This is a genomic window from Bradyrhizobium sp. LeoB3 (assembly GCF_055456055.1).
This window is the reverse complement of record NZ_JBVBEF010000008.1, coordinates 137,056-149,378: the sequence shown is the minus strand read 5'-3', so window position 1 is coordinate 149,378 and position 12,323 is coordinate 137,056. Positions and strand designations below refer to the sequence as shown.

The following is a 12,323-nucleotide window of genomic DNA, read 5'->3' as shown; positions in this document are numbered from 1 at the left end:
AAATAAGGGCATTTGGCCGACGGCGAACAGAATGTAAATCGGTCGCGGGCGCAGACTTTAAGCTCGCAATCGAGCGCGGCTGGCTGGGGCTGCACGAGAGCGGCACCTACGTGAAGATCACGCCGGAAGGCGCCGAGCTACACGGTTAGCTCTCAACTCCATTACCAGGACCCGAAATGATGGGCAGCCTGCACGGAGGAACATCAAGCGTCCTGCTGCGATTGAATCCCTATAACCTGACACAGGAGGATTCAAATGGCAGTAGAGTCTCGCGAGACAGTCAATCTGATCGGAAGCGACAAGGTCGAAGGCACCTCAGTTTACGGCGCCGAGAATAAAAAGATCGGAACTATCGAACGCGTGATGATCGACAAAGTTAGCGGCAACGTCTCTTACGCTGTCCTGAGCTTTGGTGGCTTCCTTGGCATCGGCGATGATCACTACCCGCTGCCATGGCAATCGTTGAAATACGACACGAACCTAGGCGGCTACGTTACTGGGATCACCGAAGACCAGCTTCGCGGGGCTCCCAAGTATCGTGATGAGAATGCGTGGAACTGGAGTGATCCGGCTGCTGGACGCACGGTGAACGATTATTATGGTGTCCCTGTCGTTTGAGAGGCGCGACCGGCCGACCGATGCAAGTTGGCCGGTCACCTTATCCGGCGCCTTTAGGTCCCCGTTACCAAGTCTTGCTCGTCAGTAGACATACGCAGGTATTGAAGGGAGCGTCAACCATTACGGCCGCGCTTGGAATCGCAATACAATCTCGAACTGTCTCAAGCGGCGTCGCGCCTCACAGACAGCATTGCGAACTTACACGTTATTGACATCTCTTATATATTACCGAATTGACGATCAATGACATGGAAGAAGATCTCTTTTGCGCGGAGATCCCGAGCTTCGCGGACAGTTAATTTAGATTAGCCCGGCTGTACGTATGGGGCTCTTGCTGCCGTTCCTTGAAACTTAGCCGATAACCTCGCGCCAAGCTCCTCTGGCCGGTCGAATTACAGAGGCGAATGGACCGCATTCCAACGACGCATCCGCCGTGGCCGCAGGCGAGCCGCCCGCCGGGCGTTGGTCAATGGTCATGTTTGTCTGTGTTAGACGCCTTGGCTGCCGCGAAGAATGTTCATCAGCGCTGCGGGATTGTTCGGCAGCCGATCGCCACGCCAAGCGACATGCTGATCCGGACGAGCCAGTATGAGAGGGTGCCGATAGACGGCGGGCAACTCCGCTGCGGCAATGTCGAGAACTGTCAAAGGCATGCCGACCGCCGAAGCAGCGGTCGTCAAGCCGTACGCATCGACGCCTGGATCGCTGCGAAGCAGTGTGTAGTAAGGTCCCATCGCGTCGTACAAGGAGCGGCCATCGGCGAGCCAAAAGTGCGGGACGCGCGCGCCGGGAGCGGTCGATGGCGTGAAGTCACCCATCGTATAGGGCGGCGGAATCTCTTCATCATAAGCGATGATCGGGGAACCTCGATAATAGTAGCCAAAATTGAGCCCCGCACAGCAATATTGCTGAACATTGAGGTCATAGGCCGATTGTCCAATCAAGCCTCGAACGGCGTCACCTTCCGGCCCCTCCACTTCGATGTCGGGTGGAATGGACTTCCGCGCTTTCGCCATGGCGTGGGCGTGGTCCATGGCGAAATGTGACACCTGCTCCGTGATCGGAAGCCGCTCGGCCTCGTAGGCGTTCAGAATTCGCTCATCGGCCCAACCCTCCAGATGGGCCGCAAGCAACCACGCCAGGTTTGCCGCGTCCGCAATGCCCGCATTCATGCCATAGCCAGCATAAGGGACCCACAGGTGGCAAGCGTCTCCGCATATGAAGACGCGGCCGTCACGAACCTTGTCCGTGATCAGACGCCGCCCGGTCCAGTCTTCCTTGGCAATCAGCTCGTACTGAAAATCCCCGTCCACGCCGAGCACTGTTCGGATTGCACCGTCGCGATCGACGGCATCGAATTCCGTCACGTCGGCATTCAGATAAACATGCACGAGCCAGGTCTCTTTGCCATCGATCGCGTATACGTTGCCGGATTGACGCGGGTTCAGTGCAAAGGAAGCCCACGCCGGCGTCCCGCCGCGTTGTCTCAACATCTCGAGCAGTTTTGGGGCTCGAATGAAGCTCGACTGCACGCGTTGCAGAACAGGATCGCCGCTCAGCCGCCCACCGATCGTGTTGCGGACCAGAGAGCGCCCGCCATCGCAGCCGACCAGAAACCGGCAGGATGCTGCGATTTCCTTCGCGGTATCGCGCTCCCGCGCGGATGCGATGACCCCCTCCGGACTCTGCCGAAAATCGACGAGCGATGTTCCGCTCAGGATGCGCACGCCGGGCATCGACGACAAATGTGCGAACAGGACCGGCTCGAGATAGATCTGGTTGATCCGATGCGGCGGCTCCGGCGTCGGCCACCATGTATCCGGGCCGTCCTTGGACGTATATCGCTCCGCGCGGCACGGAATCTTGATCCTGGTCAGTTCACGGCCAAGGAACGACGTTCGATAGGCGACATCGTTCGGATAGTCTGGCGGCAGTCCGGCGTTGCGCACCTTTAGAGCGACGCCAAGCCGCCGGAAGATTTCCATCGAGCGCGCCGAGACGTGATTGGATTTGACGCTGGGCGGCTCGTCACGTCTGCGCGTCTCCAGAACGATCACGCGTCTGCCGCGCCAAGCCAGGTCCATGGCAAGCGTGAGCCCAACCGGCCCGGCGCCGACAACCACGACGTCCGCATCAAGCATCCCAGCCATCGCACCACTCTCCGCCTGAGCCGTTCACGGCTCGATCTTGACGTTGCCGATCCGTGCTATCTCGGTCCAGCGCGCGATATCCGATGCGATAATTCGGGAAAATTCGTCCGACGAACTGCCGACCGAGTCGATGTTGAGTAGCTTCAATCGCGAAACCACGTCTGGAAGTTTGGCGATCCGCATGAATTCGTCCTGCAGTTTCCTTACGACATCTGGCGGCGTCCCTTTGGGCGCAAGAATGCCGCTCCACAACACAGCATCGACGTCTGCACCTGCTTCCTTCATGGTTGGAACGTCAGGCAGCTCCTCCATGCGCTTCGGCGCCGCAACGGCGAGCGCGCGCGCCTGGCCGCCCGTGATCTGGCTCCAGACCGAACCGGCATCGGCAATCGTCGTTGTCACCTCGCCCGCGATCACCGCGACCACGGAATCATTGGCGCCCTTGTAAGGGATCATCTGCATCGGCGCGCCGGTCTTCTGCTTGAATAGCTCGGTAGCCAGCTGAAACGCCGCAGACGAACTGGAATAGTTGGCCTTGTTCGGATTTTGCTTTGCGTAAGCAACGAGCCCGGATACGGACTTGAGCGGCGACGCGGCGTTGACGATCAGGATCAGCGGAAACGACCCGAGTTCCGAAATTGGAATGAAATCGCGAACAGGATCGTACGGCAATCTCGCGTAAACCGCCGGATTGATGACCATGGCGCCGCTGGCACCGATCAGGAGCGTGTAGCCGTCGGGTGCTGATTTCGCGACATAATCGGTGGCGAGAATCGCGCCGGCGCCCGGCTTGTTTTCGATGATGACTGGTTGACCAAGGCTCTCGGACAATTTTTGTCCGAAGAGACGCGCGATAATATCGTTGCCGCCGCCAGGCGTGAAACCGACGACGATGTGGATGGGGCGCGACGGATATTTTGTGGCCTGCTCCGCAATGGTGGTGCGAGGAGAAATCAATGCGACCAATCCAACACAGATGCCGGCCAGGAATCGCCTTTTCAAAACCTTCACGGTGACGTTTCTCCCTCGCAATCGCCGCGTCTGTTTTTCTATTGTGACGACGGCACTGTCCAGCATTGTGAACTAAAGCGGCGTGACGTGAACATGCAGGACTGCGGCCCTGCCGTCGTCCACCGCCGCCAGGCACCGATCGATCGCCCCGGCAAGCTCATCGGGTTCAGTCAAGCTCTCGCCATGAGCTCCGAAAGCACGTGCGACGTCGGCGAAACGGCGTTGCTCACCCTGACGGTCCGACCTCAAGCTGGACTGGAACGAGTTCGTTTCCGCGGCAACACCCGTGGGATAAACGCGCTGAACTGCGGATTTCACGGCCTGCCAGCCGCCGTTGTCCAGCACCACGGTCAGGATCGGAAGCTCATACTGCCGCGCAGTTGCATAGACGGAGTCGGGCGAGGAAAAATGAAAAGCGCCGTCGCCGATGATCTGCACGACGCGCCGATGCGGCTGCGCCAGCTTCAATCCCAGCGCCATGCCGCCGCTGAAGCCGAGGCCGCCGCCGGCGAGCCCGACATAGCTTCGGGGCTGCGTGCGATGAATCTGCTCCTGCAGCATCGGCCCGTTGCGGATCGCCTCATTGAGAACGATATCGTCCTGCGCCAACTTGCTGTTCAGGACAGCAAACAGATAGCTGGGATTGAGCGCACCCAGAACCCCTTTGTTGGCGGCAGCCGCGGCCCGGCGTTTCGCTGCGGCCTCGCGCGTCCCATTCCAGCTCGCAATGCGTTCAGCGACCCGCCGGCGATAGCCATCGTCGGCGCGCGCCTCGACGACGTCGAGCACCTGCTGCAGCACGGTCGCGCAGTCGCCCTGAATTCTCATGTCAGTTGGAAAGCCCCACATCGGAAAGTCTGATTTCAGGGGATCGACGTCGATCTGGATCCACCGGATCGCATCGATGCGCTTGGCGTACTGCGGAACGAATGGGACGTCGGTGTCCAGCAAAAGCCCGAGATCCGCCTGCTCCAGCAGGGGCAGAGGATCGAAGCCCGCAAAGCAGGGCGAGCCCTGCGGCATATTGAGATCGATGGAATTGAATTCGGCGACCCGGATGCCGCAGGTCCGCGCCAATCGATCGAGCACGGCAACCGCCTCTGCCTTACGACCGAGATAGGCGGTCAGCGCAATCGGGTTGTCCGCGGCCATCAGCTGGTCGGCGATGGCCTCGACTCTTGCCTGATCGATGCCGCCGGACCGAACGCCTCCGTACCGTGCTGCGTCGTAGGCCGGCATCCGCGTTTCGTCCCATGTCTCCGCCAGCGTCTCGCGCGGCAGCATCATATAGACCGGTCCGGGAGGATCACTGTGCATGAAAGCGGCGGCCCGGGCCAGAGCCTCCTTGACCACTATGCCGGACGGCAGCGAGTACTCCCATTTCACATAGGGACGAACGATGCTCGCAATGTCGAACGGATCCTGCACGAAATGGACATAGGTGTCGCGCGAGGCTGGCAGTTCACCATGCAAGGTGTAGGGCGCGCGGCCGGCGAACAGCATCACGGGCAAACGGTAGCGAAACAAGTTCTGGATCGCCATGCACGCATTTGCGGTGCCGGCGTCGACATGCACGAAAACGGCCTGCCCCCTCCCCGTCGCCAGTGCGTAACCGCCGGCCATGTGGACGGCGACGATCTCATGTGGACAGAGGATAATCTGCGGACGCTTGCGGCCTTGCTTGTCCCACCGCGCGACTTCCTCAATCAGGGACACGTGGTCGGTCCCGAGATTGGCGAAGATATAGTCCACTCCGAGGTCCACGAGACCTTCGAGGAAATAATGCGCAGCGCTGTAAGAGCTCATGCTCTGGTTCCCTGTCGTTTCCCTGCCGGTTTCGGCTTTTCAGTTTCTTGTTCTGGCTTGGACGCGGTCCGACTTCACGGATCACCACCCACAACCCGTCGGAGGATATCGGCCGGATCGCCGGTGCCCTCGTTGGACGCCCAGGCAACGAACTGATCGGGACGGACCAGCACGAGCGAAGCGTCATAATGCTCCCGGCCGTCGGCACGGCTGTCCTGGATCACTTTGAGCGGAAGGCGCAGCCTGTGGCTTGCGCGCCGGAATTCCTGCACAAAAGCGTTCGGCGCGCCCAGATCAAGCAGCGTGAAGCCGCTGCCGAGTTCTTCGTAGATGTTCTTGCCCGAGGATAAAGGCTGCGGCGTGAGATGGTGACCGGCGCGGGCCGCATAGCCATGCGAACCGATCGCACTGCTCACGGCACCCGGCGGCCCGAACACGATCGGCGAGCCCTCATAATTCGGCTCGAAGGCGTTGACTTCAGTGCGCGCGCCGGACTGTCGCTCGCGCCAGGCCGCTTCGAAGTCGGCGCGGTCAACCGATGGATTATGCCGGCGCAGGAAATCGCGATCATCGAAGATCGACTTCTCGATGAAGTCGCGCGCGGTCGAAGCGAATACCGGCCGCCGCTCCGCGTCATAGCTGTCGAGCAGGCCGGAGCCGCCCCAGCCCTGCAGGGTGGCCGCGAGCTTCCAGGACAGGTTGACGGCATCCTCCAGCCCGCTGTTGATCCCATAGCCGCCGTAAGGGGGGTGGCTGTGCGCCGCGTCCCCGGCGATGAAGACACGGCCCGCGCGATAGCTGTCGGCCAGCGCAAAGCGTAGGTCCCAAAAGCCGATATGATCGAACTCGATCTCGAACTCCGCACCGGCGGCCTCGTGCAGGAGTCGTCGGAAATCGAAATTATCGCGCGTGGTGTGGGCGGGAACGGGCGCATGGAAGAACCACGTGGTGCCGAGATCAACACGGCCGAAGAATTTCCAATAGCCGTCGAGTTCCGGATGCAGCACGTTGTAGAACGATTTGCCGGGATAGCGCTCAAGCAGCCGGTGCAGGCCGGTCGAACGGAATACGAGCAACACCATCAAGCGGTCGTGGTCGGACCTGGTCTGGCGAATGCCCGCCTGGTCGCGCACGATCGATCGACTCCCATCGCAACCTACGACATAATCGGCGCGCAAGCTTCGTGTGTTTCCGTCGCGATTGGTGATTTCGACATCCACCCCGCCTTCGTCGGGATGTATCCGCTCACAGGTCCAGCCAAACAAGGTATTGATGTTTGGGATCTGCGCTGCCCTGCGGCGCAACACCGCCTCGGTGGCGTATTGCGGCAGGCGCTCATTGTCGCAGAAATAAAACGGCCGCACGAGTTCGCGCTGTAGCCAGTCGTAGCGGTAACCGCTCAGCAAGGTGCCGTAGCTGGTCATGCCGCCGATGCCGTAATCACTCGGTATGGTTCGGGCGGCGCGCAATTCCCCTTCAGCGCCCCAGAAATGGAAATGCTCGAGGGTACGCTGGGTGAGATTCTGTCCTTTCGGAATCGGCTGCGGCTCGCTGTAGCGTTCGACAACGATGCAGTTGATGCCCCGCAGACCGAGATCGATTGCAAGTCCGGTCCCGACCGGTCCTCCGCCGACGATCACCACCGGAACAGCTTTACCCGGACTCTGCATTCGCACCGACCTCACTTGCGCACTGCTAGTCGATCAATGCCGGCTGCAGGGGGACCGTAATTCAATGCAGAGCATCGCGGCTCAGGTCAAGCTAAAATCTCATATTTTGAGATTTTTATCCATTTTCCTCGAAGATCTCGGCAGAGATCAGGTTGGCCGTTTGGCGCACTTCCCCGCTAATCCGATCAATCAGGCCACCATTCGCATGCTGGCCAGCGATAGTGAGACAGAGACTCGCGACCGGATAGTTTGCATCGAGGATAGGAGCGGCGATGCCGATTGCTCCGGGGGTCACTTCACCGAAGGCGACCGCGACGCCCGCTCTTCGGATGCGCTTCAGCACCACTGCGATTTCCTCGGCCGTCGCACCGAGGCCGACGCTGCGAAGATCATCGGCATAATGCTCAAGCAATGGGACCAGACTGCGTTTCGGCAGGAATGCCATGATCGAGCGGGCAATCGCGCCGCGACCCATCGGCATCGGTCGGCCCCGCGGATAGCTGCTCACCGGATGGGGCGCCGACGATTGCGAAGCAACACAGAGCATCTTGTCGCCATACCAGCGGACAATCAGGGCGGTACAGGGATGCGCCGCGGTGAGACGCTCCAGATGTGGCGCGGCGGCGGTGACCAGCGGGTCTGCGCGCCGGTTCAAATAGTCCATCTCGACGACTTTAGGCCCGAGGGCGAAGCGGCCGCCACGGACGGACATCAACAGCCCGCTTTCCCTGAGGCTCTTGAGATAGCGGTAGAGCGTCGGACGCGTGTAGCCGAGTTCGCGCATCAGTTCGTCCGGCGTCCAGAGCGGGCGCGTTTCGCTGAACAGTTCCAGCACGGCGAGCACCCGGTCTTGGCTGTTTCTCTTCTCCACCTGTCGATCCGTTACAATCTCGCCCGTCCTGTACCGCGGTCCCGCGCTTCCGGGAATGGGACATCGAAGCAGGATTGTCTTCGACATAATCTCACTATAAGAGATTTCAAATAGAAGATGGTGGGACATTTGGATCCGCCAGGAGGAAATCGCATCATGGCCACCGGCGTGAACGAGGAGTCCGACCCGATGGACGTCGATGTCCCCAGCTACATCGACCGACAGCCGGTCGGCACATTTCAAATTCAGGTGCTGCTGATCTGTGCGGCGGTGCTCTTTATCGACGGATTCGACACGCAGGCCATCGGATACGTTGCGCCCGCCCTGGCGCAAGAATGGAATCTGCCGCGCGATGCGCTTGGACCAGTGTTCAGCGCCGGATTATTCGGCCTGATGATCGGCGCCTTGATCTTCGGCCCGCTCGCCGATCGGATCGGCCGCAAGCGGATCATCGTGGCCAGCACCGCTGCATTCGGCATCGGCAGCCTGCTAACCATGCTGGCCCAGGATGCCACATGGTTGATGGCGCTCCGTTTCCTCACCGGTCTCGGCCTCGGCGGCGCGATGCCAAACGCGGTTGCAGTGACCTCCGAGTTTAGCCCGCACCGCCGTCGAGCAACCATGGTGATGGCGATGTTTGCCGGATTTTCCATCGGCGCGGCGCTCGGCGGTTTGCTCGCGGCTGCGGTCATCCCCGCTTTCGGCTGGCGCTCGGTGTTTCTGGTCGGCGGCATCGCGCCGCTCCTGCTCGTGCCAGTTCTTGTGCATTCGCTGCCGGAATCGATCCGCTATCTCGCATTGACGGGCGGGCGCGATCGCGAGGTCGCCGGGTTGTTGCGGCGCATCACGCCGGAGGCGACGTTTGCGGGCGACGTCCGCTTCGCCGTGCAGGAGCCCAAGCTGGCCGGCCTGCCGGTGGTCCATCTCTTCACAGAGCAGCGGAGCGCCGTCACGTTACTGCTCTGGATCGTATTCTTCATGAGCTTGCTCGATCTCTATCTTCTCTCAAACTGGCTGCCGACGGTGCTTCATGATCTCGGTGTCTCGGTGTCAGTTGCCGCGGCGATCGGCGCGATGCTGCAGGTCGGTGGCGTGGCCGGCACCTTCGCGCTCGGCCACTTTATCGACCGCTTCTCGTTCCGCGCGCTCGCGCTCACCTATCTGTGCGCTGCGGTCGCGGTAGCGGCGATCGGCTTGAGCAGTCATTCGACGAGCCTCATCACCGTCGCGATCTTTGCTGCCGGATTCTGCATCGTCGGCGGGCAGATCGCCTCGAATGCGCTGACTGCAACGTTTTACCCGACCGCGATCAAGTCGACCGGTGTGGGCTGGGCGCTAGGCATCGGCCGCATCGGCTCGATCGTCGGTCCTTTGATCGGCGGCCTCATGCTTGCCCGTAACATGGAACCACAGCCGCTGTTCGCCGTAGCCGCCATTCCGGCGCTGATCGCCGCGACGGCAGCGCTTTTCCTGGCCCGTTCCGTGCCCCGCTGAACGCCCAAGGCCGGCATGCACCTACCTGACGTGTTTCCTCGAAACTCCCCAAGCCGCGCCTCCCGCACACCGTCTCGGTCGAACGCATCGACCCCCGTATACACAAGGGATTATGCCACTCCCTCCGAATTGATCAGAGGTCGCTTGCGCTGTACGCCCCAACGATAGCCTGCGATCGAACCATCCGCCTTTCACGACACGATGACGGCGGCGAACAGCCGCCGATCCAAAACACCGGCTCGTGCACTGCCGTGGTGATGTGACGGAATTCCGGGTGGGCCGGATTGATTAGCGTGTTGTGGTCCACCGGCGCGATGACGCTCGGCACCATCCACATGAGACTCCTCTTTGGGTGCAACGGGCTCAGTTCCAGCAACGGGCGGTTTTGATCCAACCGCCCGTTCGCACATTCCGACAGATTTCCGGGACACAAGGAGGTTGAGGAAGGTCTGCTCAACCTTCTCCCTTGGCTGCGTCCCGCCCATACCAATGGCCAAGCAGCAAGATGAGCAATCCGGCGAGCAACATCGGGATCCCGGCAACATAGAGAATATGTTGAGGGCTCAAGTGGTACGCGAGCAACGCGCCGATCAACAGCGGGCCACCAATGCCCCCTAACCTGCCGATGCCAAGCGCCCAACCCACGCCGGTTGACCTGATCGCGGTCGGATAATAAATCGCCGCCAGCGCGATCACGCTCTTCTGTCCGCCGCTGACACAAAACCCGGCACAGAACGCAGCCACGATCATGATCCAGCTTGGCTTGTCGATCGAATAGCCGAACGATAGAACGAACAGGACGCCCGCCAGATAAACAGTGCCAAGTGAGCCATAGGGCCCAATGCGGTCCATCGCCGGTCCGATCGCGAATGCGGCGACGATGCCACCAACGGTGGTCATGGTGGTAGCGAGCGCCACTGTGCTGAGGGAATGGCCGACATTCGTCAGCATCGATGGCAGCCAGCTTTGCAGCGCGTAGAACTCCGCAAGGTTCAGCACGAACACGATCCAGATCACCAGCGTTCCTGCTGCGCGCCCGGACGAAAACAGGCTTCCGACTGCGCCGCGCCGCTCGCCCACCTCGGTGACGAACTTTGTCGGTCCCTCCACCGGCAGCGCGCCATCCACCCGGCGCACCACGCGCCAGACTGTATCCGGCTTCGCTTTGGTGCGAATGAGGAAATCCATCGACTCCGGCAAGAACATCAGCGCCAGGATCGCGACAAGCATGGGCGCCGCGCCGCCGATCCACAGCATCGAGTGCCAGCCGTATGCAGGAATAGCCCACGCAGCGACGGCGCCGGCTGCGACGAAGCCTAGCGAGAAGCCGCAATAGATCGCCAGCACGAAGGTGGCGCGCAAGCGAGCAGGACTGAACTCGGTCGTCAACGCGATGGCGCTTGGCACCACCGAGCCGAGCGCAGTACCGGTAACGAAACGAAGCGCCATTAATTCAGTGACATTGGTTGCAAAGACGGTGGCAAACGTCAGAAGTGCGAACGCAAACGTCGATATGACCACAAGCTTGCGATGGCCGAAGCGGTCCGATAACGGCGATACCAGCAGATAGCCCACCATCAATCCAGTCAGCGCCGACGAGAAGATCGGCCCGAGCAATTCTCGAGAGAGCCCCCACTCTTTTGCGATCGACGGCGCCATGTAGCTAATGGCCTGCGTGTCAAAACCATCGAGAAACATGACGAGTCCGCATAACACCACAATCCCGTATTGCGTGACGCCGGCGCGGCGCGAATTGATGAAGGATGGGACGTCAAAAGCAACCTCCGTACTGCTCATTTCCTCACCTTTGCTGGCCAAATGATTTGGTCCAATTTGTTTCTTGATCTTGAAACGGCGCGGCTATGCCGACACGAAGAGCGCGCAGAATTGTCAGCCGGCAGCTTGCAAGACTTGAATTAATGTTGGGTCGGATGATCCGCTCGGGATGAACGCATCGGCGTAAAAGCGATCACTTGGCAATCCGCAGCGCGTCGTGAATTCATTGCGCGCGGCTTCGATCATCATCGGATTCCCGCAGGCATAGACGTGCCGGTCCGACAGATCGATAAGATCCTCGAGTACCGCGACGTGAACCAGTCCACGACGTCCCGCCCAGTTCGGGTCAGCTTCAGACAGCACCGGAATGAACGTGAACCACGGATAGCGCTTCGCCCATTTTTCGCAGGTCTCCGCGAGATAAAGATCGGCGGCGGTGCGTCCGCCCCAATAGAAACGTACCTCGCGGTTGAGCCGCCGCCGGATCATGTCATCGAGCATGGACTTCAACGGCGCGAAGCCTGTACCGGTCGCGACGAATACGTAGCGCGCCTGATCGTCCTCGCGCAGGTAGAAATCGCCGAACGGCACCTCCACCTCGAGCTTGTCGTCGAGCTCCAAGGAAGCCAGCACTCTCTCGGAGAACGCGCCGCCGGGCACATGCCGGATGTGGAGCTGAACGCAGTCGCTTTCCTGCGGCGCGTTAGCCATGGAGAAGCTGCGCTCGTCGCCATCCGGCATGCGGATGCGCAGATACTGCCCGGCCTTGAACTTGGCACGAATGCTGGCCGGAAAGCGCAGCTGCAGGATGGCGACATCATCGACCGGGCGCGACATGCGAAACACCCGCGCCTGGATTTTCTTCCGCGCCAACGGATCATGACGCTGAATGCGGCGCGGCCGGATGGTGAGATCGCTCTTGGCCGT

General features: G+C 60.8%; 9 protein-coding genes. 2 read left to right on the top strand and 7 right to left on the bottom strand.

Annotated elements, in window-relative coordinates; genetic code table 11:
* The first annotated feature begins 255 nt into the window (after positions 1–255).
* Positions 256–618, top strand: a complete 363-nt coding sequence (locus ACZXDY_RS09425) for a PRC-barrel domain-containing protein (RefSeq protein WP_464345276.1) — start codon at positions 256–258, stop codon at positions 616–618.
* Positions 619–1,106: 488 nt separating this feature from the next.
* On the opposite strand, the gene ACZXDY_RS09420 is transcribed toward ACZXDY_RS09425, so the two are convergent.
* The 5 genes from ACZXDY_RS09420 to ACZXDY_RS09400 all read right to left on the bottom strand — a co-directional run bounded on the left by ACZXDY_RS09420 (position 1,107) and on the right by ACZXDY_RS09400 (position 8,255).
* Positions 1,107–2,759, bottom strand: a complete 1,653-nt coding sequence (locus tag ACZXDY_RS09420) for an FAD-dependent oxidoreductase (protein ID WP_464345283.1) — start codon at positions 2,757–2,759, stop codon at positions 1,107–1,109.
* 33 nt (positions 2,760–2,792) lie between these two features.
* Positions 2,793–3,779, bottom strand: coding sequence for a Bug family tripartite tricarboxylate transporter substrate binding protein (locus tag ACZXDY_RS09415; RefSeq protein WP_464345275.1), 987 nt, complete (start codon positions 3,777–3,779; stop codon positions 2,793–2,795).
* Between the two features lie 72 nt (positions 3,780–3,851).
* On the bottom strand, positions 3,852–5,585 hold the full coding sequence (locus ACZXDY_RS09410; protein WP_464345274.1) for a thiamine pyrophosphate-requiring protein: 1,734 nt from the start codon (positions 5,583–5,585) through the stop codon (positions 3,852–3,854).
* Positions 5,586–5,659: 74 nt separating this feature from the next.
* On the bottom strand, positions 5,660–7,255 hold the full coding sequence (locus ACZXDY_RS09405) for an FAD-dependent monooxygenase (protein ID WP_464345273.1): 1,596 nt from the start codon (positions 7,253–7,255) through the stop codon (positions 5,660–5,662).
* Between the two features lie 115 nt (positions 7,256–7,370).
* Positions 7,371–8,255: an IclR family transcriptional regulator gene (locus ACZXDY_RS09400; protein ID WP_464345272.1), complete on the bottom strand. Its 885-nt coding sequence runs from the start codon at positions 8,253–8,255 to the stop codon at positions 7,371–7,373.
* Between the two features lie 27 nt (positions 8,256–8,282).
* Here ACZXDY_RS09400 and ACZXDY_RS09395 point away from each other — a divergent pair, with 27 nt between their 5' ends.
* Entirely contained in the window at positions 8,283–9,620 is a 1,338-nt protein-coding gene (locus ACZXDY_RS09395) for an MFS transporter (RefSeq protein WP_464345271.1), read from the top strand.
* Positions 9,621–10,073: 453 nt separating this feature from the next.
* Here ACZXDY_RS09395 and ACZXDY_RS09390 read toward each other — a convergent pair whose 3' ends face one another.
* Together ACZXDY_RS09390 and ACZXDY_RS09385 are read right to left on the bottom strand one after the other, a co-directional pair.
* Entirely contained in the window at positions 10,074–11,417 is a 1,344-nt protein-coding gene (locus ACZXDY_RS09390; protein ID WP_028168262.1) for an MFS transporter, read from the bottom strand.
* A 93-nt stretch (positions 11,418–11,510) separates the two neighbouring features.
* Entirely contained in the window at positions 11,511–12,233 is a 723-nt protein-coding gene (locus ACZXDY_RS09385) for an NAD(P)H-flavin reductase (protein WP_245287593.1), read from the bottom strand.
* Between the last annotated feature and the right edge of the window lie 90 nt (positions 12,234–12,323).

Excerpts from the sequence above, each read along its gene's own strand:
- ACZXDY_RS09425 (WP_464345276.1), top strand. The coding sequence starts at position 256 with ATGGCAGTAGAGTCTCGCGAGACAGTCAATCTGATCGGAAGCGACAAG.
- ACZXDY_RS09420 (WP_464345283.1), bottom strand. The coding sequence starts at position 2,759 with ATGCTTGATGCGGACGTCGTGGTTGTCGGCGCCGGGCCGGTTGGGCTC.
- ACZXDY_RS09410 (WP_464345274.1), bottom strand. The coding sequence starts at position 5,585 with ATGAGCTCTTACAGCGCTGCGCATTATTTCCTCGAAGGTCTCGTGGAC.
- ACZXDY_RS09405 (WP_464345273.1), bottom strand. The coding sequence starts at position 7,255 with ATGCAGAGTCCGGGTAAAGCTGTTCCGGTGGTGATCGTCGGCGGAGGA.
- ACZXDY_RS09400 (WP_464345272.1), bottom strand. The coding sequence starts at position 8,255 with ATGTCCCACCATCTTCTATTTGAAATCTCTTATAGTGAGATTATGTCG.
- ACZXDY_RS09395 (WP_464345271.1), top strand. The coding sequence starts at position 8,283 with ATGGCCACCGGCGTGAACGAGGAGTCCGACCCGATGGACGTCGATGTC.
- ACZXDY_RS09390 (WP_028168262.1), bottom strand. The coding sequence starts at position 11,417 with ATGAGCAGTACGGAGGTTGCTTTTGACGTCCCATCCTTCATCAATTCG.
- ACZXDY_RS09385 (WP_245287593.1), bottom strand. The coding sequence starts at position 12,233 with ATGTCGCGCCCGGTCGATGATGTCGCCATCCTGCAGCTGCGCTTTCCG.